Source organism: Methylacidiphilum kamchatkense Kam1, assembly GCF_007475525.1.
GTDB classification, from domain to species: Bacteria; Verrucomicrobiota; Verrucomicrobiia; order Methylacidiphilales; family Methylacidiphilaceae; genus Methylacidiphilum; species Methylacidiphilum kamchatkense.
In genome coordinates this window covers 773,799-795,139 of the sequence record NZ_CP037899.1, presented here as the reverse complement: position 1 = coordinate 795,139, position 21,341 = coordinate 773,799, and the positions used below count along the sequence as shown (strand labels likewise).

Annotated in this window: 23 protein-coding genes and 1 pseudogene; 5 read left to right on the top strand and 19 right to left on the bottom strand. The window is 39.7% G+C overall.

Features of this window, described 5'->3' with window-relative positions; translation table 11 throughout:
• Positions 1 to 7: 7 nt before the first annotated feature.
• The 10 genes and pseudogenes from rpsS to kam1_RS03695 all read right to left on the bottom strand — a co-directional run bounded on the left by rpsS (position 8) and on the right by kam1_RS03695 (position 7,644).
• The gene (gene rpsS, locus kam1_RS03740; RefSeq protein ID WP_009061276.1) at positions 8 to 283 is read right to left on the bottom strand and encodes a 30S ribosomal protein S19; all 276 of its coding nucleotides are present in this window, start codon (positions 281 to 283) and stop codon (positions 8 to 10) included.
• A 15-nt stretch (positions 284 to 298) separates the two neighbouring features.
• Positions 299 to 1,149: pseudogene (rplB, locus tag kam1_RS03735) on the bottom strand (50S ribosomal protein L2).
• Between the two features lie 11 nt (positions 1,150 to 1,160).
• Complete coding sequence (gene rplW, locus kam1_RS03730) at positions 1,161 to 1,445, bottom strand: 50S ribosomal protein L23 (RefSeq protein WP_039721837.1); 285 nt, start codon at positions 1,443 to 1,445, stop codon at positions 1,161 to 1,163.
• Between the two features lie 18 nt (positions 1,446 to 1,463).
• Entirely contained in the window at positions 1,464 to 2,099 is a 636-nt protein-coding gene (gene rplD / locus kam1_RS03725; protein ID WP_039721838.1) for a 50S ribosomal protein L4, read from the bottom strand.
• A gap of 69 nt (positions 2,100 to 2,168) precedes the next feature.
• Positions 2,169 to 2,774 carry a 50S ribosomal protein L3 gene (gene rplC / locus kam1_RS03720; RefSeq protein ID WP_244946156.1) on the bottom strand — a complete coding sequence of 202 codons (606 nt, stop codon included), beginning with the start codon at positions 2,772 to 2,774 and terminating at the stop codon, positions 2,169 to 2,171.
• Between the two features lie 103 nt (positions 2,775 to 2,877).
• Positions 2,878 to 3,183 (bottom strand): 30S ribosomal protein S10, encoded by a 306-nt coding sequence (rpsJ, locus tag kam1_RS03715; RefSeq protein WP_039721840.1) that lies wholly within the window; start codon positions 3,181 to 3,183, stop codon positions 2,878 to 2,880.
• Positions 3,184 to 3,203: 20 nt separating this feature from the next.
• Positions 3,204 to 5,375 carry an elongation factor G gene (fusA, locus tag kam1_RS03710; RefSeq protein ID WP_039721841.1) on the bottom strand — a complete coding sequence of 724 codons (2,172 nt, stop codon included), beginning with the start codon at positions 5,373 to 5,375 and terminating at the stop codon, positions 3,204 to 3,206.
• 71 nt (positions 5,376 to 5,446) lie between these two features.
• Positions 5,447 to 5,920 (bottom strand): 30S ribosomal protein S7, encoded by a 474-nt coding sequence (gene rpsG / locus kam1_RS03705; protein WP_172616772.1) that lies wholly within the window; start codon positions 5,918 to 5,920, stop codon positions 5,447 to 5,449.
• Between the two features lie 211 nt (positions 5,921 to 6,131).
• Complete coding sequence (gene rpsL / locus kam1_RS03700) at positions 6,132 to 6,557, bottom strand: 30S ribosomal protein S12 (RefSeq protein ID WP_039721842.1); 426 nt, start codon at positions 6,555 to 6,557, stop codon at positions 6,132 to 6,134.
• 205 nt (positions 6,558 to 6,762) lie between these two features.
• Positions 6,763 to 7,644: a diacylglycerol/lipid kinase family protein gene (locus tag kam1_RS03695; protein WP_039721843.1), complete on the bottom strand. Its 882-nt coding sequence runs from the start codon at positions 7,642 to 7,644 to the stop codon at positions 6,763 to 6,765.
• A 129-nt stretch (positions 7,645 to 7,773) separates the two neighbouring features.
• Between kam1_RS03695 and kam1_RS03690 the strand changes: the two genes are divergently transcribed.
• From kam1_RS03690 to kam1_RS03670, 5 genes are all read left to right on the top strand, one after another.
• On the top strand, positions 7,774 to 9,036 hold the full coding sequence (locus tag kam1_RS03690; RefSeq protein ID WP_039721844.1) for an AsmA-like C-terminal region-containing protein: 1,263 nt from the start codon (positions 7,774 to 7,776) through the stop codon (positions 9,034 to 9,036).
• Between the two features lie 27 nt (positions 9,037 to 9,063).
• Positions 9,064 to 9,612, top strand: coding sequence for an RsmD family RNA methyltransferase (locus kam1_RS03685; RefSeq protein WP_039721845.1), 549 nt, complete (start codon positions 9,064 to 9,066; stop codon positions 9,610 to 9,612).
• 563 nt (positions 9,613 to 10,175) lie between these two features.
• Entirely contained in the window at positions 10,176 to 10,847 is a 672-nt protein-coding gene (locus tag kam1_RS03680) for a L,D-transpeptidase (protein WP_143958262.1), read from the top strand.
• An 87-nt stretch (positions 10,848 to 10,934) separates the two neighbouring features.
• On the top strand, positions 10,935 to 12,239 hold the full coding sequence (locus kam1_RS03675) for a molybdopterin-dependent oxidoreductase (protein WP_052250519.1): 1,305 nt from the start codon (positions 10,935 to 10,937) through the stop codon (positions 12,237 to 12,239).
• Positions 12,232 to 12,687 carry a hypothetical protein gene (locus tag kam1_RS03670; protein WP_039721849.1) on the top strand — a complete coding sequence of 152 codons (456 nt, stop codon included), beginning with the start codon at positions 12,232 to 12,234 and terminating at the stop codon, positions 12,685 to 12,687. The genes kam1_RS03675 and kam1_RS03670 overlap by 8 nt, the downstream gene beginning before the upstream one ends.
• 82 nt (positions 12,688 to 12,769) lie before the next feature.
• On the opposite strand, the gene ahcY is transcribed toward kam1_RS03670, so the two are convergent.
• The 9 genes from ahcY to kam1_RS03625 all read right to left on the bottom strand — a co-directional run bounded on the left by ahcY (position 12,770) and on the right by kam1_RS03625 (position 21,268).
• Entirely contained in the window at positions 12,770 to 14,074 is a 1,305-nt protein-coding gene (ahcY, locus tag kam1_RS03665; protein ID WP_039721884.1) for an adenosylhomocysteinase, read from the bottom strand.
• Positions 14,075 to 14,181: 107 nt separating this feature from the next.
• Positions 14,182 to 15,372: a methionine adenosyltransferase gene (metK, locus tag kam1_RS03660; protein ID WP_039721850.1), complete on the bottom strand. Its 1,191-nt coding sequence runs from the start codon at positions 15,370 to 15,372 to the stop codon at positions 14,182 to 14,184.
• A 62-nt stretch (positions 15,373 to 15,434) separates the two neighbouring features.
• Positions 15,435 to 15,896, bottom strand: a complete 462-nt coding sequence (locus tag kam1_RS03655) for an acetolactate synthase (protein ID WP_009061316.1) — start codon at positions 15,894 to 15,896, stop codon at positions 15,435 to 15,437.
• Between the two features lie 65 nt (positions 15,897 to 15,961).
• The gene (locus tag kam1_RS03650; RefSeq protein ID WP_079254276.1) at positions 15,962 to 17,197 is read right to left on the bottom strand and encodes a pyridoxal phosphate-dependent aminotransferase; all 1,236 of its coding nucleotides are present in this window, start codon (positions 17,195 to 17,197) and stop codon (positions 15,962 to 15,964) included.
• Positions 17,198 to 17,206: 9 nt separating this feature from the next.
• The gene (locus kam1_RS03645) at positions 17,207 to 17,716 is read right to left on the bottom strand and encodes an Lrp/AsnC family transcriptional regulator (RefSeq protein WP_200885785.1); all 510 of its coding nucleotides are present in this window, start codon (positions 17,714 to 17,716) and stop codon (positions 17,207 to 17,209) included.
• A gap of 10 nt (positions 17,717 to 17,726) precedes the next feature.
• Positions 17,727 to 18,695, bottom strand: coding sequence for a ribose-phosphate diphosphokinase (locus kam1_RS03640; RefSeq protein WP_143958261.1), 969 nt, complete (start codon positions 18,693 to 18,695; stop codon positions 17,727 to 17,729).
• A 120-nt stretch (positions 18,696 to 18,815) separates the two neighbouring features.
• Positions 18,816 to 19,649 carry an MBL fold metallo-hydrolase gene (locus tag kam1_RS03635; RefSeq protein WP_039721853.1) on the bottom strand — a complete coding sequence of 278 codons (834 nt, stop codon included), beginning with the start codon at positions 19,647 to 19,649 and terminating at the stop codon, positions 18,816 to 18,818.
• 75 nt (positions 19,650 to 19,724) lie between these two features.
• The gene (gene efp / locus kam1_RS03630) at positions 19,725 to 20,285 is read right to left on the bottom strand and encodes an elongation factor P (protein ID WP_009061321.1); all 561 of its coding nucleotides are present in this window, start codon (positions 20,283 to 20,285) and stop codon (positions 19,725 to 19,727) included.
• Between the two features lie 11 nt (positions 20,286 to 20,296).
• Positions 20,297 to 21,268: a KpsF/GutQ family sugar-phosphate isomerase gene (locus tag kam1_RS03625; protein WP_039721854.1), complete on the bottom strand. Its 972-nt coding sequence runs from the start codon at positions 21,266 to 21,268 to the stop codon at positions 20,297 to 20,299.
• Positions 21,269 to 21,341 lie beyond the last annotated feature (73 nt).

Below are 21,341 nucleotides of genomic sequence, written 5' to 3'. Positions count from 1 at the left end.
GAATCTCCTATTTCACTGAAGCCTTTTCTGTATGTGCACCATGCTTTCTGAAGGTGCGGGTCGGAGCAAACTCACCCAACTTATGACCAACCATATTCTCTGTCACATAGACAGATTGAAAGGTTTTTCCATTATGCACCAAAAAGGTATGCCCCACAAAATCGGGTATAATCATCGATCGTCTTGACCATGTTTTAATAGGCTTTTTTGCTCCTTTTAACTTTTCTATTTTTTCTAGTAAATGCGCATCTACAAAAGGACCCTTTTTAAGACTTCTACCCATATTAGCTCCCTCCCTTTACTTTTTCTTCTTTTTCTTAGGCCGTCTTTCTACAATAAACCTCGAAGAATTTTTCCTTTTTTTCCTTGTCTTTTTGCCTTTGGCCGGTTTCCCCCATGGAGATTCCAGCTGTTGCCATCCTCCTCCTCCTTTACTTTTTCCTTGTCCCCCTCCATTAGGATGATCTACTGGATTCATGGCAACCCCTCTGACTCGAGGTCTCCAACCAAGCCATCTTGTTCTACCGGCTTTTCCAAGAGATTTGTTAAAATGATCCGGGTTGCTGACTTGTCCAATCGTTGCATAGCATTCAGACAAAATTTTTCTTACTTCGCCAGAAGGCAACTTCACAATGGCATATTCTTTATCTAAACCCATCATTCGAGCACTGCTTCCAGCAGAGCGAACGAGCTGTCCTCCTTTTCCAGGTACCAACTCTATATTGTATATCGGAAGACCTGAAGGAATGTTCTTTAGAGGCAAAGCATTCCCAACTTCTGGTGGAGCCTCTGGACCACTAATCACTCGACTACCCACTTTCAGTTCCTGTGGAGCAATAATATACCTTTTTTCTTGATCTTCATACTTCAGCAAAGCAATTCGAGCCGTTCGTATTGGATCATATTCTATACTCTCTACTACGGCTGGTATTCCAAACTTGTTCCTTTTAAAATCAATAATCCTATAACGTTGCTTATGCCCCCCCCTCTATGACGAGCCGTAACCCTTCCATAGTTGTTTCTTCCACCCGTCTTTTTGTATGGTTCGGTTAGAGACCATTCGGGCTCCCAATTGGTAATGTCTGAAAAATCATCCAACGCTGTAAAACGCAAAGTTGGTGTCAAAGGTCGAAAACTTTTTATTCCCATACTCTTTCCTTTCAAACTGTAATGTCTATTTTTTCACCAGGATATAACTGAACAATTGCCCTTTTAATCCTTGGAGTCTTGCCTGGCCTGCCTATTCTATTCCATTTTGTCTTTGACTGGACATTATATAAATTAACTTTAAGAACTTTTTTCCCAAAAGCCTTTTCCACCGATCTCTTAACATCAATTTTCGTTGCCCTTGGATCGACATCAAAAATATATTTGTTTTGTTCACGAAGCATTGTAGCTTTTTCTGTCACTCTAGCTTGTCGGAGGATAGAAAACGGATCATTCATAAATTGCCTCCATTATGGTTATTGGCTATTGGTATTGCCAGTTTGATGATGCTTTTTAACTCTTTCAACAAGGATATTAATGGCTTCTTTTTCAATAAAAATTTTCCTAAAGCTCATCAAGTCCAAGGCATTCACATCCCAAGCCGTAACTATATCTAAATGAGGAATATTTCTTCCAGAAAGTAAGACATTCCTATTGGGAGATTTTAAAATCAACAAACAACTCTCCTTACCATCCCATCCATCAAGTAATGAAAATATATGTTTTGTTTTAATCTCAGCTAGGTTCGCATTATCTATGCATAGAACAGATTCATTATTTATTTTCGCAGCCAAAGCTTTGACTAAGGCTAATTGTTTAACCTTTTTGGGAATTTTTTTAGAAAAATCTCTTGGCTGTGGCCCAAAAACCACTCCCCCTCCTACCCATATTGGTGAAGAAACATATCCAGCCCTAGCTCTACCTGTTCCCTTTTGCCTCCATGGTTTTTTACCAGAAGCCTTAACGGTTGCCTTTGTTTTTGTAGCTCGAGTGCCACTCCGGATATTCGCAAGATAGCCACAAAGGGCATCATGCAACACCTGATCCCTTTCTTTAACCTGAGGGACAACCAATCCATACTGTTCTGCTTTTTCTCTACTTAGCAATTCCATGGCGAAACCTTTGGTTATCTACTTACTTGTTGTTCGATGCTTGCCCTTTTATAGCTTTGCGAACAATGACTACATCCCCCTAGCCCCAGGGATGCTCCCAGTCACCAGAAGCGCATTGTCTTCAGGAAGAATTTTAAAAAGATCCAAATTTTGTATGGTTACCCGTTTTCTTCCCATATGGCCTGGCATCCCTTGGTTTCTAAATACTCTTCCTGGGAAGGATCTCTCCCCAATAGCCCCATTTCTCCTATGGGTTTTGGACCCATGAGAGGCAGGTTGACCTGCAAATCCATGTTTTCTTATTACTCCTTGAAATCCCTTCCCTTTAGTAATTCCAATAACGTCTACTTTTTCACCTTCTTCGAAATCACTTACAGAGAGTGTTTGGCCAGGCTGCCACAGTTTTTCTGACTCAAATACAAATTCTTTTAGGAACCTCCGAGGGCTGATCCCGTTTTTCTTATAATGTCCCAAAAGAGGCTTGCTTACCTTTCTCTCTGCTACTTCTTCAAAACCCACTTGCAAGCGGACAGTATTATTATCCTCTTTATTAAATCGTACCACCACGTTTGGTTCTACAACCAGAACCGTCAGAGGACATAATCTACCTTTAGAATCAAACAGTTGGGTCATTCCCACTTTCCTTGCCATTACCCCAAATCCATTGATGCTCATATTAAACCGTTTAGTTTTTTTCTCTCTCTTTCCTCTATAATTTGAAAACTCTGGTAAATTCTTCCCTCAATGTAAAACTCTAATAACTCTATCTTTTCCCACACTAAATTCTAATGCTAATATCAACACCTGCAGGTAAATTTAATTTTTTTAATTCATCTACCGTCTTAGAGGTTGGTTCTTTGATGTCAATCAGCCTCTTATGGGTTCTTATTTCAAATAGATCCATGCTCTTCTTATCAACATGTGGTGACCGATTCACAGCCCACCGTTCTATTTTGGTAGGTAACGGAATGGGACCTGATACTGCAGAACCTGTTCTTCGCGCAGTTTCTGCAATTTCAGAAGCTGCCCTATCCAGCAGACGATAATCGAAAGATTTTAAACGAATCCTAATTTTATTAGCCATATGTCACATCCCCCCTATTCCTATTTTTTCTTTTGATCCAATAGTGCATTATAAATATGAACGGGGACTTCTTCGAAATGAGAAGGCTCCATCGAATAGGCTGCCCGCCCCTTAGACATCGAACGGATATCATTAACATATCCGAACATTTCCGCCAGCGGCACCTCTGCATTAATAATAGAAGTATTGCCTTTGGTTTCAACATTGAGAATCTTGCCTCTTCTTCGAGTTAAATCCCCAAGAATATCCCCTTGGAATTCAGAAGGTGTGGACACTTCCACTTTCATGATTGGCTCAAGTAAATAGCAATCGGCTTTTTTAAGAGCATCTTTAACGGCAAATATAGCAGCCATTTTAAAAGCCAGTTCACTCGAATCCACTTCATGATAACTTCCATCAATAATTGTTATTTTAAGATCTGTTACGGGACTTCCGTAGAGAATACCTGCATTTAATGCTTCTTGAATTCCTTTAAAACAAGCCGGAATATACTCTTTGGGGATGGTCCCTCCAACAATTTTGCTTTCCCATTCCACTCCTTTGCCCCGTTCCAAAGGTGCCATCTCCAGTATCACATGTCCATACTGCCCACGGCCACCACTTTGCTTAATCAATTTTCCTTCTCCTACGGCATGTTTTCTAATCGTTTCTCTATAAGCAATCTGAGGAGCTCCCGCATTAACACTGACTCCAAACTCCCTCCTTAGTCTATCGGTAATAATATCGAGATGAAGCTCCCCCATTCCCGATATAATAGTCTGGCCAGTTTCAGGATCCGTATGAACTCGAAAAGTAGGGTCTTCTTCCATTAACCGTTGCAAAGAAAGAGAAAGCTTTTCTCTATCTGACTGAGATTTAGGCTCTACAGCCATTGATATGACAGGCTCAGGAAAGACAGGAGGCTCCAAAGACACTTCAAAGCCTTCTGCAACAAGCGTGTCTCCAGTAGCCACATCTTTAATTCCAACAAGAGCTGCAATATCCCCGGAATAGACCACTTCAATATCTTTTCTTTCGTTAGCTTGTATTTGAACTATTCTACTGATTCTTTCTTTTTTTCCAGTCCGGACATTATAAACGCTGTCTCCTTTTCGCAAAATCCCAGAATAAACCCTAAAAAACACCAGCTTACCTACATAAGGATCAGACCATATTTTAAAGACAAGAGCACAAAATTTAGAGGCATCACTTACAACGACTTCAACTGGAGCATGGGTATAAGGATGCTGTCCTTTGGGGGGATCAATATCTAAAGGACTTGGCAGATAATCGATAACGGCATTGATCAAAGATTGCACGCCTTTATTACGAAAAGCAGAACCTCCTACGACAGGTACAAATTCATTTTTAACAACTAGTCTGCGAATAGCCTGCTTTATCTCAAGGGGAGTAGGTTCTTTTTCTTCTAGAAAGAGCTCAGCCATTGCTTCGTCCCGATCCGCCAAAGCAGCTATAAGTTTAGCCTTAGCCTCACGTGCAACAGCTTGATACTCTTCGGGGATATCCGTTATCACATAGGTGGAACCAAGTCTGTCATTATCCGTATATACTATAGCCTTTTGACAAATGACATCTATCTGCCCTCGAAGTTGATCTTCTTTTCCCAAGGGAAGTAGCACTGGCCAAGCATAACCATCAAGCTTTGTCCGAATCTCTTCGACGACTTTATCAAAATCGGCCCCGATCCGATCCATTTTATTGACAAAAGCAATTCGAGGTACTTTGTACCGATTAGCTTGTCTCCAGACCGTTTCGGATTGCGGCTGTACTCCCGCCACTCCACAGAATACTACAATCACCCCATCTAGCACTCGCAAAGATCTCTCCACTTCTGCAGTAAAATCGACATGCCCCGGCGTATCAATGATGTTAATTCTAAATTTTTCACCCTCGAACAACTTCACTAAGCCTGGCTCCTTTTTCTCAGGCCAGAAACAAGAAATAGCCGCAGCCGTAATAGTAATCCCCCGTTCTCTTTCCTGCTCCATCCAGTCCGTGACAGTTGTCCCTTCGTGAACTTCTCCCATCTTATGGATCATCCCAGTATAAAAAAGAATCCTTTCAGTAAGTGTCGTCTTTCCCGCATCGATATGAGCTGCAATCCCAATATTCCTCGTTCTTTCTAAAGGGAAAGTTCGATGAGGGGAATTTACTGCTGCACTTTTTACAGTTTGTAGTAGCTCGCTACTCATAATAAATCCTTTATTTTTAAACTATTGCTTCCAAATGCAATATTCAACCATATATCAAATCATCCATTCTTTTAAAAACGAAGATGCGCAAAAGCTCTATTTGCCTGTGCCATTTTATGGACTTCATCCCTTTTCTTAATTGAACTTCCCTGGCCGTTGGCCGCATCCATGAGCTCCAAAAATAATGCTTTGGACATAGGAACTCCCTTTCTAGCATTGGCATAGCGCACAATCCAACGCAATGCCAGAGAGACTTGGCGATGCGGGTTGACTTCAACTGGCACTTGATAGGTTGCCCCTCCCACTCTTCTGGATTTCACTTCCAGCTTTGGTTTGACATTGTCCACCGCTTTTCTAACAATCTCAACCGGATCTCCTTCCTTGTTGTCTTGATTCAATGCTTCAATGGCATTGTAAACTATTCTTCTGGCCACACTTTTTTTTCCTTTTCTCATCACCGTATTGACCAGCTTTGTAATAAGTTCAGAACCATATTTCGGATCCGGCTCTAGTTCCCTTCTCTCAGCTCTTCTTCTTCTCATAATACATTCCAAACCTAATCATCGACTTGCCTTTTTAGTAAAAAAATCCACTCCACAATAAAAACATTTAAAAACGATGCATCTATGACAAAGGAGCACCGATAAAGACTAATGATCCTCCAATAGTCCCTTCTAAACCCTTTTCAAAACATAATATATATTTTCAATAACCCATGTAAATTCGATTATTTTCCTTCTGGATTGAATGCTCTGGTTATTTGGTTTTAGCTGCAGGTTTTGCACCAGCCTTAGGCCTTTTAACTCCATACTTACTTCGTGATACATTCCTATTCATTTTGTTTGTATTACTTGGACCAACAGCTCCAGAAGCATCCAATGTACCTCGAATAATATGATAGCGTACACCTGGCAAATCCTTTACTCTTCCACCCCGAACAAGAACAATAGAATGTTCTTGCAAATTATGTCCTTCTCCTGGAATGTAGGCAATAATTTCCTTACCATTGGTTAATCTTACTTTTGCAACTTTTCTTAAAGCGGAATTTGGCTTTTTGGGAGTTCTTGTCATCACCTGAACACAGACACCCCTTTTCTGTGGACAACTGTCCAAAGCCGGCGCTTTGGTTTTTCTTTTTAAAGCTTCTCTACCTTTTCGTACAAGTTGATTAATCGTAGGCATACACTTACCAAATCCTGCTTTTTTAAATAAAGCTAGTTCTTCTTTTCTCTCAATATTTTTATTATTCCAATGGAGCCTCTCTTAAGGCTTGCTGCTCATTGTCCCTCAAGCCCAACTCCGAAGAGAATATCCCGCCAACACAACCGGGAACTTATAAAAATGGAAAAAAAAGAAAAAAAATCAAGTCTTTTATTTCAAAAAACCTTCAACATGTTGCCTTTTCAGATGGAGGAACAATCACTTTTAACTTGTGTGGCTCGCAGCTGAAGCTCACTGGTGTATACCCATAAAAATCTCCATCGAGCTCTACTGGAATTTCTTCTGGAGAGCTCACCTGGAATTGCTTTGACTGAAAGTGAATGACCTCGCAGTCCGTAGGCATTTTGTTAAAAAAACTTTTGAAAAGGCATTTTAACAATATCGTTGAACTCACACGCGAAAATAGGCATCCATCAAGAATCCCGTCATCCAATCGAGCCTTGGGAAAAACTGAGAATGGTCCCCCATAATACTTCCCATTGCCCACCAAAAGAAAAGAGCCGAAAAACCGTTTACCTTCTTTTAATCTTACTTCTATCAAGGGTTGTGGTTCCTTCAACAGTTTTGTGACGGTAAAAACATAGCTTAGAGGACCAAAAGTCTTTCTTATATCTTTATGGGTGACTTGCAGCACCTTAGCATCCAATCCTACCCCTGCAAGCTGTACGAAAGGATGGTCATTGGCTTTGGGTAAATCTATTATTTTTACATTTCCTTGTAATATCATTGTCCAAGCTTTTTCTATCGATCTAGGCAAGCCAAGTTCCATTGCAAAAACATTGATCGTTCCTAAAGGAATGATCCCTAGTGTCACCTCTCTGCCGTTAAAACCATTAACTACTTCATTGATTGTTCCATCCCCACCCGCAGCAACAATCAGGTCATATCCTTGCTCGATAGCCCATTCCGTTTTCGCTTCTGCATCTCCTGGATATTGGCTAATTTTAATTGGAACTTTCCCTACGACGCTGTGAAGCTTAGTAAGGAGATTTTTAGCTTTTTCTCCTCGAGCCGCCGGATTGAAAATTATACAAATCTTATTCTGCACTAGCCTTTACCTCAAATACATATACACTATTTCTTTGTGCGCGTTATTCTGAAGCTCGTCGAATTTTTTATCTTACTTCTCGCCACATTGCTATTGTTATTTCTATGCTTCTTCTTGATTTTGCAAAAAATGGAAAAAAAACCGGCTATGGTCCATTTTATCGAATCGTTTTTAACCGATGCTTTTGGTATTCCCACAACTATCGAAAAAGTTCATTTTTCCTTTCCCTTTACCGTAAGTCTGGAAAAATTGAAGGTTGAAAATTCTCTCTCTAAAAATTGTCCTCTTCTTTTCGAATCCACTGCCATCAAATTAAAAAACGGATTCTCCCCTTTTAGCCATGGTATATTCTATGATGTCTTTTTAATGGACCCTAAAACATCTTTTGAACTCAATCGAGGACGCCATCTTCTTCTACCTTTGATAGAGGAAGGAAGCAATGGGGAAGAGCTTCCTTCCCTTTTTTCAGGAAAACTGGCAGCTTCTCTACCAATTAGAAATATTCTAATCCGTAATGGAATGATAAAAATTTTTTCTGGCAATCAAACTCCGTTGTTCATTCTTCAAGGAATTGAAGAACAAGAAAGCCTAGATCTAAAAAAACAGAAAGCCTCCTGCTCTGGAAAAGCTGCTCTGGCATTTGTTAATTCGGTTCCATTGCTTCATGATGTTCATTTTAATTACATTTTTTTCCATAAAGTTTTTCAACATTTAGATCTTGATGCCTTGCTCGCAGGTGGCAAATTACATTTAAGTCTATCGAACATCACTAACAATCAGGATAAAGAAAAGAAGCTCCAGTGGAAAATTATTTCCTCTGGGTCAAAAGTTGAAGAGCTTTTCAGTTTGTTTGATCCCCATGGTTCTTATTCGATCTCTGGGTTGTTAAGTTGTAAAGCTGATGGATCTATCAATAAGGTGGAGCTTAATGCCATCGAAGGAAATGGCACTTTTCAAATTGAACAAGGAAAGATACAAAATTTAGCTTTGTTTCAAGAACTATCTGGATTGCTTAAAAATACCAATTTGAAAACTCCCGAGTTTGAGAAATGGTATGGTTCTTTTAAGATCAAAGAAGGAAAAATTTTATTATCAGATATGTCTATTTTATCAAATTCTTTTTCAATGATTGGAAACGGCCTTCTCCGTTTCGATAGTTCTATAGATATGGATCTAAAGATATTACTCAATAAAACGTTTTTTAATGGAAAGCTTCCAGATGCTCTTCTAAGCAAACTAAATGTTCCTTCCAATGCTTTGACTGCTATTCCAGTCAAAATTTCTGGCACTTTGGCTAACCCCAAAGCTGCCTTCATACAACCAAACCCCTTGCCTAGGCTTTCTCCTTCCGGCTCATCTCTTCTTTCTCCTACTCTAATTTTCACCAAATAACCTCCTAGCCTTCATTGCCTTCTTGCTATGTCTCTAAGAATCATAGGTGGAATTGCCAAAGGAACCCTACTTCAAGTGCCAAAGAAAACCGTTGTTCGCCCGGCTCTATCGAGAATGAGAGCTGCCATCTTTTCTTCCCTTGGAGACTGGATAGAAGGCAGAAGCGCCCTTGATCTATTTGCAGGTTCCGGCTCTCTTGGAATAGAGGCTTTGAGCAGGGGAGCTTCTTCCTGCACCTTCGTTGATCTATCCAAAGAATGCATTGATTGCATAAGTAACAATCTTAAAAAAGCCCATTTAGAAGGGAAATTAATTCTGATGGATGTCTTTAAATTTCTACAAAAGAACAAAGAGAAATTTGAACTTATTTTTGCCTCTCCGCCTTATGTCAAAGCATCGAAGCCTGTCGATAGCTCCGCCTTACTCTCTCTGGTGCATCAGAATATAGACTCTGAAGGACTGTTCGTCTGGGAGTTTTATTCCAAAAACCTACTTCGTTTGCCTGATTTTTGGTCAATTCATTGGGAAAAAACAACTGGAGAAACAAAAGTGTGGATTCTAAAACCATTGTTTTAAGTCCATTTAAAAGGCTTTTGGCACATTATTTGCTTTTTCATTTTTACATGAGCAAGCAGTATAAAAAAACAGAAGAAAAGAAAAAGGAATATAAAAAAGGATGTAAGGCAATGGATTTCCCTTTTCATCAACAAGAAAAGCTAAGAACTTTGGAGCACCACGAGCTACATAGTTTTATCCCTTTTCGATACAGTAGATACATTGAATGAATCTTGCATGAGGGAACCGTTTGGCAACTTGTGGACACATGGCTCGTGAGATCCTTTCAGGTTGTTTTCTGCTCTATTCTTTAAACCACAGTGAGGAGCCTGAAGGCTAGTAAGTTTTGATGTCCACAGACTGCATTTCCTGCTGAAGTATCAGTAACTTGGCGATTTCTGCTCCTACCAAGACAATAACAAGATGGTTCCTTGCTACATGCAAGGCAGTTGGTATGTGCCCATGTCCTACTAAGGCAGTTTGAATCCATGATATCCTTCTCTTACATAAATTTTTAAAACCCAATCTTATACAATCGTTTTTTTTCTTTCCGATCCTCAAAACTCCTAGTATATTCCCATCCTGTGGGAAAAGAAAAAACCTTTATTAACACCCTTTCTTACATTTATTGGCTCTATTTTTTTTTCTTTTATCTCTCTTCTTCAGCCTTAGCTTTAAACGATATCTCCGGCTCGAATGAGGAAAATTCAACAGTTAGTAAGGAAAGAATCGTTAAAGTTTCCCTACAGAACCAAGCTGTTTATGTGCTCGATAGAGGTAAGGTTATTTTTGTAGCCCCCTGTACCGTAGGGAAAAGTGGGCACCCGACCCCTAAAGGAGTATTCCACATTATTGCAAAATCAATAAAAAAACGCTCTCATAGTTATGGATTCTGGGTAAAAGGCAATGATATAAGAGCCACTGAAAACCCATCCCAAGCACCTCCTGGAGGTCCTTGGGAATATGTCGGCTATCCTATGCCTTACTGGGTAGAATTTGCTCCTGGGTATGGTTTTCATGAAGGCTTTGTATGGACTACGCCACGGACACATGGCTGCATCCGTCTTCACGGAAAATCGGCCATTGAGTTTTTTAATCTTGTAAGCATTGGAACAAAAATTCAGATTGCTGACTCTTTTCCTGAAGACCTTACTATTGGAAAACATCTCAAAAGGCCAAGAGATGAACTTCTTCCTGATCCACCTCCTCAATTTATGATTTCAGAAGAAGCTTTTGAAAAGCCATGGGAATTTTAAGGCTGGACTGATATCAATTTATTAAGAAAAACTTTTGCTTTTTATTCTGTTTATTTATATAAACAGAATATTACAGGATATTACATAATGCATAAAGAGTTTTTAAAATACTTTTTGAATTTTCCTGTTATTACTAGAAGAGACTGGCTGAAAATTTTTGGATTTTCTACCCTCTCCAGTTTAGCTTTCCAAAAATCCTTTGCTGGAGAAGAAACAAGAAAGATCCATCTATCTACATCCAATCCCAGTCCATATTGGACAAGCCAAAATCCCTTTGCCTATGAGCCACAAAAGCTTCCGCTTATTCGATTAAACGATAGACCGATCGTACTTGAAACCCCACGGGAATTTTTCCAGTTTCCTTTTACACCAAATGCAGCATTTTATGTAAGATATCATCTCGATGGCATTCCGAACTCCATTGATCTTTCTAAATGGCGGCTGTACCTTGAAGGAAATTTCGCTAATCCTATTTCTTTTTCTTTTGCAGACCTACTGACTCAATTTGATCCCGTATCGGTTGTAGCTGTCAACCAATGTTCAGGAAATTCTAGAAGCAGGTTCTTTCCTAGAGTCCCTGGGGCTCAATGGGGCAATGGTGCTATGGGGAATGCAAAATGGACCGGAGTTCGGCTCATGGATGTCTTGCAAAAAGCAAAAATAAAACCCAATACCGTTCAAATTCAATTCCAAGGGTTCGATTATGGCCGATCTCCAGAAGGAACTCCCGCTCATGCGTTTATCAAATCGCTTGATAGAAATGATCCTATTTTAGAAGAAACGATTCTTGCTTATGCCATGAATGGAGAGCCGCTTCCCTTATTAAACGGTTTTCCATTAAGGCTGGTTGTCCCAGGAAAGTTCGCCACATACTGGATTAAACATCTGACCTGGATTCGAGCGTTGGATACTCCAGACACAAACTTCTGGATGAAAACCGCCTATCGAATCCCAAAAACCAATAGGAACTCCATTGCATTTGAGGAATATCAAAAAAACACTCCTATTGAGACTATTCCCATTGGGGATATCCAGATGCCTGTCAGATCTTTTATTATTCAGCCAACTGGGGATGTGAAATTAGTCGAAAAAATGGAAGTGCAAGTCAAAGGGATAGCCTTCAGTGGGTATGGAGGAATCGTCAAAGTAGAATTTTCTGCAGATGGCGGTTCTCACTGGCAAGAAGCAACACTAGAGAGGGATTTAGGAAAATATTCATTCCGGCTTTGGCATTTAAACTGGACCCCAAGCAAGCCAGGAGAATACTTACTTGCTTCCAGGGCCTGGGATGTGAAGGGAAATACTCAACCGACTACACCCATATGGAATCCTGGAGGCTATTGTTGGAATACGATTGAAATTCAAAAAGTTTGGGTTGGAAAATATGCATAAAATGAAGCGCCATTATCGTTCAAGGCTATTTTTTTTCTCCAAAATACCCATTTTTTTAAGCCTTCTTATTATTTCCACATCTTTCTCTCAAGCCTCTATTGATGTAAGTGAAATTGGCGAGGCTGGATTATATACTCTTGATTCATCTGGAGTAATCTTTCCTTTTATCCCGTATCCGCAAGATTCTAGCTCTGTCTATGCGGTAGGTGCTTATCCTCTTACAACCGAGCCTTTACCAACGGGGGAAAGACAAGAAATAGTGCAGAGTTATTGTTCCATGTGCCATAGTACAACCATCATTAGCCTCCAACCGAAATTTTCTATAAAAACTTGGAGGCATGAAGTGGAAAAAATGAAACAACTTGGGGCTCAAATCCCTGAGGATATGATCTCCCATATTATCGAATTCCTTGAAAAGAGTTGTTCCGTTAAAGAGGAAAAAAAATAAGTCCCATAGAACAAAAAACCTCAATCTAGGCTTTTTGTTCTGAATTCCCTCCTCTTCCCTTCAAACCTGTCTAGAAGAAATTTTAATAGCGATAATGATTAGGTTTATAAGGTCCTTCAATTGGAACACCCAAGTAATCTGCTTGCTCTTTTGTCAAGCGGGTTAGTTTTACACCCAGCTTATCTAGGTGTAACCTTGCCACTTTTTCATCGAGGATCTTGGGTAGGGTATAGACTTTACCCCTTTTATATTCCCCACTGTGGCGTTTGGTCCATAATTCAATTTGAGCTAAAACTTGATTGGTAAAACTGGCACTCATGACAAAACTTGGATGTCCGCTAGCACACCCTAAGTTTACAAGCCGTCCTTCAGCCAATACATACAATTTTTTTCCATTGGGCCAAATGAACATATCTACCTGTGGCTTTATTTGGATCCGTTGCAAATTCTTATCCTCATATAGTGATCTTACTTCTATTTCTGAATCGAAATGTCCAATATTACATACGATGGCTCCAGACTTCATTCTATCCATATGTTCTCTTCGGATGACATTAATACACCCAGTCGCTGTTACAAACAGATCAGCTTTTTCTACCACATCCTCCAAAAGAGTTACTTCATAACCATCCATTGAAGCTTGCAAGGCATTAATAGGATCAATTTCTGTAACGATAACCCGCGCTCCCATCCCTTTGGCTGATTGGACACAGCCTTTCCCAACATCCCCATACCCACAAACAACGACAATTTTCCCTGCAATCATCACATCGGTAGCCCTTTTTACACCATCAAGAAAGGATTCCCGGCAACCATAGAGATTATCGAATTTGCTTTTTGTGCAGGAATCATTAACGTTCATACTTGGAGGCCCCAAGGTCCCTTTGGCCTCTCTTTGGTACAATCTATGAACTCCTGTTGTTGTTTCTTCAGAAATACCTACAATCCCATCTAGTAGTTCTGGATACTTCTGGTGCACAAGTTCAGTCAGATCGCCACCATCGTCTAAGATCATGTTTAAAGCTTGACCATCGGGCCATCTTAACGTTTGTTCAATGCACCACTCATATTCCTCCAATGTTTCACCTTTCCAAGCAAAAACTGGAATGCCCCTAGCAGCAATCGCCGCAGCAGCATGATCCTGAGTAGAAAAAATGTTGCAGGAACTCCATCTGACCGATGCCCCAAGCTCAACCAAAGTTTCTATCAAAACGGCCGTCTCAACGGTCATGTGAAGACAGCCAGCAATCCGAGTTCCTTTTAATGGATATAACCCCTTATATTCTTTTCTAAGAGCCATCAGGCCAGGCATTTCATCCTCTGCCACTTCAATTTCCTTTCGGCCAAAATCGGCAAGCTCCATGTCTTTTACTTTAAAATCAGCCATATTAACTCCTTCCATAAGCATGCTTCTAAAACTATCCTAGTATGATTGTTGGTTTATTCATGAAGAAATAGACAAGGGTCTAGTAATTGATTGGCGTTTTGAACTGTCTACACCAACCCTACGGCAGTAAGCAAATCATTTACTTTATCAGTTTTTTCCCAGCTAAAGATATCAAACTGGTCGTTTCTACCAAAATGGCCATAATTGGTGATTTTACTATAAATAGGTCGAAGTAAGTTCAGTTCTTCAATTATTTCAGCAGGCTTAAGCCGAAAAACCTCACGAATTGCCCTTTCTATTTTTTTATCTTCCACAAGTCCTGTTTCAAAAGTATCAACAGCAACCGAAACCGGATCAGCTTTTCCAATAGCATAAGCTATTTGAACTTCGACTTTGGTAGCAATTTTTGCTGCCACAATATTTTTGGCAATATATCTAGCCATATAAGCAGCACTTCTGTCCACTTTCGAAGGATCTTTCCCACTAAATGCACCTCCCCCATGTCGCCCCATGCCTCCATAGGTATCAACAATAATTTTTCTCCCAGTAACTCCAGAGTCGGCATCTGGCCCCCCGGCAACAAACCTACCAGTTGGGTTAATGTAAAAAACCGTTTTTTTGTGGAGAAATTCTTCAGGTATGGCCTTCTGAATGACTTCTTTCTTTATGATTTCTTCTATTTCTTTGTTAGAAACCTCTTCGGTATGCTGTGTCGACACAACAATGGCCTCAACGCGCAATGGTTTATTGTCCTCATAATAAAGAGATACCTGCGTTTTCCCATCAGGCCGCAACCAAGGACACCCTTCTTTTTTCCTTAATTCAGTTAATCTTCTAGAAAGTCTATGAGCAAAAGTAATTGGTGCAGGCATAAGTTCAGGAGTCTCAGTACATGCAAAACCAAACATTAGTCCTTGATCCCCTGCACCCTGATCAAGATTTTTTCCTATATTATGACGTTCTTTCTGCCCATCAACCCCCAAGGCAATGTCTGAGCTTTGTTTGGAAATCGCACAAACGATATGTAATTTTTCAGGGTAAAATAGGCTTTTGGGATCATTATATCCTATTTGCCGAACCGTATCTTTGACAATCTTTATATAATCTAGATTAGCCTTGGTGGTAATTTCTCCTGCTAGCACGACCAGGTTTTCCTTCACAAGGGTCTCACAGGCCACTCTACTGAACTTATCCTGCTGAAGGCAATGGTCCAAAACGGTATCCGAAATGGTATCGCATACTTTATCTGGATGGCCTTCCGTCACGGATTCAGAAGCAAAAACATAAGACTTAGACATAATAGCTACAATGAGAATATAAGAAAAAAAAACAATCTTTTTTAAAATAAAAAAAACTTTTTCTACCTGCTAATATCTTTTTGAAAGAGCACCCGATAATTGTTTCTTAAAAGTACGGATATGGCTAATTCTTCATCTTCAACCCTAAGTGCCAATACCGCTTTCCCATAGGGTCTTGTCAGGAAAGGATAGCTAAAATAAATATTGATTTCAGCTTGAAGCAGCACTGTAAGGACTTTTCTTAGATCTTCAGCTGATTGCGGAAGCTCCAAGGCAATGAGAGAGCATTCCGTATAAGATATTCCATTTTCAGCAAGAATCTTTCTAGCATTTTGAGGGTCATCAACCACCAATCGAATGGTGGAGGCTTCAGAGGTGTCTAAAATAGTAAAACCTATGATGTGGATTTCATGACTTTCCAAAAGACGCACTAACTCTAAAAGTCTTCCCGCTTTATTCTCCATGAAAACGGTAAATTGGCTAATTTTTTCCGGCTGCCTATCTTGCGTTGTCTGAATACCCACAAGTCTCCTTGATCGCTATTAAATATTTTTCTAAATACTATAAGCTTTCTTTCCTAACTATTCATTTATTGTTTCTTCCCTTCTTTTTCAATTTTTTTTAACCAACTTTCGATTCTTCGGACAGCTATTTCGAGATCTTCAAAACGGGTGGCAAAACTACATCTCACATATCCTTCTCCCCCCTGTCCAAAAGCAGAACCAGGAACCAGTGCCACTCCTCCCTCCTGGAGCAGTCGATAACAAAATTCTTTTGATGACAATCCAAAATGTCGAATCGAAGGAAAATAGTAAAAGGTCCCCTTGGGCAGATTCCCGACAAGACCTAAGGAAGAAAGATGTTTCCACAGAAAGTTCCGACGCAATCTATATTCTTCAACCATTTGTTCCATATCTTTCTTTCCATGCAATAAGGCTTCTATAGCTGCTTGCTGGGCTATGGAAGAAGCACAGAGAATCGAATATTGATGAATTTTCATCATCGCCTCAATCCACTCCTTTGGGCCACAGGCATACCCTATCCTAAAACCTGTCATAGAGAACGCCTTAGAAAACCCATGTAGAAAAAGGCTCCTTTCTTTCATTCTATCAAGAGCGACTATCGAACGATGCGTGCCTTCATACATCAGTTCCGCATAAATTTCATCACTGATTACATAAAGATTATGCTTACAAGCTAATTGAGCAATGGCTTGCAGTTTCTCTTCATTTTCAATGCTTCCTGTAGGGTTCGTGGGGAAGTTTAGAATAATTGCTTTGGTTTTTGGGGTAATTTTTTTTTCGACCGCAACTGGATCAAGTTGAAATCCGTCTTTTTCTAATGTTTCAACAATGACAGGCACGCCATAGGCAAGAACCACCAAAGGAACATAAGACACATAAGAAGGCTGATGGATTATGACTTCGTCAAAAGGATCGATTATCGCTCTTAAAGCACAATCAAGCCCTTCTGAAACCCCTACCGTTACAAGGATCTCTTCATAGGGGTTGTAGTCGACACCGATTAGTTTCGATACATATTGGGCTATTAATTTTCGGAGTTCTATAAGGCCAAGATTAGATGTGTAGCCTGTCTCTCCCTTTTCAAGGGAATAAATGGCTGCTTCTCTAATCATCCAGGGAGTATCAAAGTCCGGTTCACCAATCCCTAAGGAAATCACATCCGTTTGGTTCTGGACAAGTTCGAAAAAATCCCTGATTGACGATTTTCCAATTGAGGAAAGATGTTTGGCTATTGGTAGCTTAGTCCGAAAATCAAAAGGCACTATTTTTTCGGTAGAATTGATAACGGGATGTTTTTTCATGAAAGGAAATTACGGACTTACAGGCAGACGAAAATGGGATGGAGTAGAAAAAATGATTCCTTGTTCTTTGTAAGTTTTTAGCATAAAATGAGTTGCTGTAGAAATAACCCCAGGTAGCGTAGCCAATTTTTCTGAAACAAAAAGAGCAACCTCTTTGAGACTTTCTCCTTCTAGGAAAACAAGTAGATCATAGCCCCCACTCATTAAGAAACAAGAAGTAACCTCTTCAAAACCGGCTATTCGCTTGGATAGCTTATCAAAACCACCTCCTCGCTCAGGAGTAATTTTGACTTCAATGACGGCACGTACTCTGTTTTTCTGTATTTTTTCTGGATCAAAGATGGTCTTATACGCCAAAATGAACTTCTCTTTTTCCAGCTCTTTCAAAAGAGCTGCCGTTTCCTCAACGGATATTCCTAACGCCGAAGCTATATCCGATAGGGAAAGACGAGCATTTTTTTCTAACAGTCTAACGATATCGCCAATTAATTGAGGATTAGCTTTCAAAAAGTTATGCACACAATTTTTTTTAAAGATTAATTTTCTTTCCGTCAACCTCGAATAGAGAGGTTACGGACATCCCTGTATGAATTCTTTTAATGGCTTCTCCCAAAAGGGGGGCAACATCTAACACCGTTACCCGAACTCCTTCAACTACAGGAACGGGAACGCTGTTAGTAGTAATTAATTCTTCAAGATGTGAACTTCTCAGCCTGCCTATACCAATCTGATTAAGAACGGCATGAGAAATTCCAGCATAAATCCTTCTGGCTCCCATTTTTTTTAAAATCGTTGCCGCAGAAACTACAGTTCCAGCCGTTTCTGTTAAATCATCGACAATCAATACATCCTTTCCTTCCACATCACCAACAACGAAATCCGCTTCCGTATGATAGGCATCCACCCTCTTCTTAACCACTAAAGTAAGCCCTTTCCCCAACAATTGAGCATAGGTAGAGGCCATTTTTATCCCTCCTACATCTGGAGAGACAACAACAAGATCGAGTAGATTGTTTGCCTCAAGAAACTTATAAAAAACAGGAACAGCTGTAAGATGATCTACGGGAATGTCAAAAAAACCTTGAATTTGTTGGGCATGAAGATCCATTGCCAGCACTCTGTTGGCTCCAGCGGCTACGAGGAGGTTCGCAACCAGTTTAGCCGTTATAGATACTCTTGGCTGATCTTTCCGATCTTGCCGGGCATAACCATAAAAAGGAATTACGGCTGTAACTCTTGCTGCACTTGCTCTTTTGGCAGCATCAATCATAATCAATAATTCCATTAGATTATGATTAGTCGGAGGACAGGTAGGCTGCACAATAAAAACATCTCTGCCTCGAATATTTTCGTTAAATTTTACAAAGGTTTCTCCATCAGGGAATGATGAAATGGTTGCTTGCCCAAGAGGTATGCCGACATACTGAGCAATTTTTGTTGCCAGAGCCGGATTCGCTCTGCCAGAAAATATTTTTAATAATTTATATTCGTCATTCATTTAACCGCAGCTCCGACAAAATTTAACCTAAAATATTTTGCATTTCATAAAAAAACAAAAAATTGTTGTGCTTTAAAACCATTGGATTGCCAATCATAAAACAAAGCGTCTTGGATTTTCTTAAATTTCGGTAAGCAGTTGAAAAGAAGAATAAATCTGGTATTCAGGAAAAAAAGGGTTATGTCCTTTTTCAAAGCCCACGGTTGATAGGGGGCCAATCCTTGGACAAATGATGGTTTCATCCGGAAATCCAAACAGCGTAGATCGAATCAGTTCAAGAGTCTTATAATAACCGGTTTCTTCATAGGAAATAGATCCAGAAATAAAATATTTTCCGACAAAAACCAATGGAGGAGATTCAGGAGGATGGACAAAGTAAAATATTTTATCGATTAAAGGAATAAGCTCCACTTTGAACGATCCAAACCATTCCTCTTTCCTTACTAATTGCCCCTCTTTAGAAGGAGCTGAACAAGCCAAGGAAAAACTTTTTAGAACATCGGCTAATTCCTGAATTTGTTCCAAAGAAAAAAGAAAGACATGATCCAGTCCATACTCCCTATCATTGACATAATTTTCGATCAATTGCTTATTTGGAGGATCTATCAAGAATGTTTTGTTAGTTTTCTTGTCTATTAATAGATAAGATTTTTTTTCAGGTGTCTCTTCTATCGATATTTTTTTTAAAAAGAAGGGAAGAGACAACGGTTGAGGATTACATTTTCCAGTAGCCATTGATAGCAAAATTTCACCACTCAAGGAAAGAGCCTGAGCAACTAAAAAAAGAGCCTTTTCATTAAGCACCCCATTTTTCAGTTTTCTTAAATCCTCTATTTTGACTCCTGCTTTTCGTGCCAGCTCCGTATCGGTCAATTCTTGACCTTTTTGAGCTTTGAGCAAAATCTCATTCCACAGATCTGTCCAATCCAAATCTTCAACAAGACCTTTTCCCATATAGACCGCCACAGGCTTTTAAAAGTATCTTTTAAAAGTATATTTCTAACAGCAAAAAAAGCCGGAAAATATTTTTTACGCCCGGCTCAAATACTTTCCATCAGTAGTGCTTACTTTTACCAATTCTCCTTCCTTAATAAAAAGCGGAACCTGAATACATAACCCCGTTTCAAGGATAGCTGGCTTCATCACATTAGTTGCAGAATCACCCTTCACTCCTTCTGGAGCTTCCACGACTTTCAACACCACACTTTGGGGCAGTTCTATAGCAGCTAACGTATCATCAGCAAACAGCAGATCAACAGGTTGATTCTCCTTTAAAAAATCCTTGGCTTTTCCTACCATCTCCTCCGGAACAGAAAAGGTCTCATAAGTTTCAGGATCCATAAAAACAAAACTATTGCCTTCTCTATAACTATACTCGCAACGCCTTCGGACTAAAGAGAGCAACTCCACTTTGTCTTGAGAGCCAAATCTTTCAACAAAAGACTTCCCCGTTTTCAAATTTCTCAAAGTCATCTGTACAAAAGCTCTTAAATTACCTGGGGTTCTATGCATTGTATCTAAAACAAGACAAATAGCTCCGTTATGCCGTATCGCTTGACCTTTTCCGATGTCACTCGCATTCACAAACATAACCAATCTCCTTATAACAATCGATGGATCGCTAAATCCTGAGAATCTATTAAACCTACCACTTTGTAAGCTTCATCCACAACAATTAAATCTTCTATTTTATTGTGTTCAAAAACATTAAGAACTTCAACTGCAAGTTTATCGACTCGCACTGTTACTGGATTTTTGGTCATCACATTTCCTAATGATACTTCGCCAATTTTGGGATTCAGCTCGTAATTCCTTACGAAATCTCCATGGGTAAAGATCCCAATGACTTTTCTCTCTGAATCTACCACCACCACAGCTCCCGCTCTTTTTATATTCCACAGCTTCAGAGCCTCTTTTACTTTCGCCTCCGCTTCGAGAACTACAATTTGAGGCAAAGGACGCATTATATCCCCTACCTTTAAGAGTAAATTCCTACCCAGTGTTCCTCCAGGATGAAAGCGGGCAAAATCCTCTTTTTTAAATCCTCGTTTTTCAAGTAACACCATAGCTATTGCATCCCCTAAAACCAGCATTGCTGTGGTACTCGAGGTAGGAGCTAAGTTCAAAGGGCAAGCTTCCCTACTGACCCTAACATTCAAAATAAGATCAGAATTTTTCGCTAATGTCGAATTTTCATTGCCAGTAATGGAAACCAAAGAGGTTGCAATTCTTTTTAAATGAGGGATAAGCCTAAGAATTTCTTCCGTTTCTCCACTATAACTTAATGCAATAACAGCATCTCCCTTATTAACCATTCCCAAGTCTCCATGGAACGCATTAACAGCATCAAGCACCACGCTTGGGGCTCCAGTGCTTGTTAAAGTAGCTGCTATTTTTCTACCAATATGGCCTGATTTTCCAACTCCGGTAATGACAATTTTTCTATTAGCTAAGATCGTTCTTTCCAAAACCTCAATGGTTTGTTCAAAAGAAGAGTCTAGCTGTTTTTGAACAGAACGCAGAGCGTCCATTTCTAGATCAAAAACTTTTTTCGCTAAACTAATCAAATTCATTGTCGTCCACACAAAGGAAAAAACAGCTTAACTGATTTGATGGCATTATTTCAAGGCTATTTTAACACAATCA

Bases quoted from the DNA above. Each gene is read 5' to 3' on its own strand.
- rplC (WP_244946156.1), bottom strand. From the start codon at position 2,774: ATGAGCATCAATGGATTTGGGGTAATGGCAAGGAAAGTGGGAATGACC.
- kam1_RS03650 (WP_079254276.1), bottom strand. From the start codon at position 17,197: ATGAAAAAACATCCCGTTATCAATTCTACCGAAAAAATAGTGCCTTTT.
- rplW (WP_039721837.1), bottom strand. From the start codon at position 1,445: ATGAATGATCCGTTTTCTATCCTCCGACAAGCTAGAGTGACAGAAAAA.
- rpsJ (WP_039721840.1), bottom strand. From the start codon at position 3,183: ATGGCTAATAAAATTAGGATTCGTTTAAAATCTTTCGATTATCGTCTG.
- rpsL (WP_039721842.1), bottom strand. From the start codon at position 6,557: ATGCCTACGATTAATCAACTTGTACGAAAAGGTAGAGAAGCTTTAAAA.
- rpsS (WP_009061276.1), bottom strand. From the start codon at position 283: ATGGGTAGAAGTCTTAAAAAGGGTCCTTTTGTAGATGCGCATTTACTA.
- efp (WP_009061321.1), bottom strand. From the start codon at position 20,285: ATGTTTGTGAATGCGAGTGACATCGGAAAAGGTCAAGCGATACGGCAT.
- kam1_RS03685 (WP_039721845.1), top strand. From the start codon at position 9,064: ATGTCTCTAAGAATCATAGGTGGAATTGCCAAAGGAACCCTACTTCAA.
- kam1_RS03670 (WP_039721849.1), top strand. From the start codon at position 12,232: ATGCATAAAATGAAGCGCCATTATCGTTCAAGGCTATTTTTTTTCTCC.
- kam1_RS03675 (WP_052250519.1), top strand. From the start codon at position 10,935: ATGCATAAAGAGTTTTTAAAATACTTTTTGAATTTTCCTGTTATTACT.
- kam1_RS03625 (WP_039721854.1), bottom strand. From the start codon at position 21,268: ATGAATTTGATTAGTTTAGCGAAAAAAGTTTTTGATCTAGAAATGGAC.
- metK (WP_039721850.1), bottom strand. From the start codon at position 15,372: ATGTCTAAGTCTTATGTTTTTGCTTCTGAATCCGTGACGGAAGGCCAT.
- kam1_RS03640 (WP_143958261.1), bottom strand. From the start codon at position 18,695: ATGAATGACGAATATAAATTATTAAAAATATTTTCTGGCAGAGCGAAT.
- kam1_RS03635 (WP_039721853.1), bottom strand. From the start codon at position 19,649: ATGGGAAAAGGTCTTGTTGAAGATTTGGATTGGACAGATCTGTGGAAT.
- fusA (WP_039721841.1), bottom strand. From the start codon at position 5,375: ATGAGTAGCGAGCTACTACAAACTGTAAAAAGTGCAGCAGTAAATTCC.
- ahcY (WP_039721884.1), bottom strand. From the start codon at position 14,074: ATGGCTGATTTTAAAGTAAAAGACATGGAGCTTGCCGATTTTGGCCGA.
- kam1_RS03690 (WP_039721844.1), top strand. From the start codon at position 7,774: ATGGAAAAAAAACCGGCTATGGTCCATTTTATCGAATCGTTTTTAACC.
- rplD (WP_039721838.1), bottom strand. From the start codon at position 2,099: ATGGAATTGCTAAGTAGAGAAAAAGCAGAACAGTATGGATTGGTTGTC.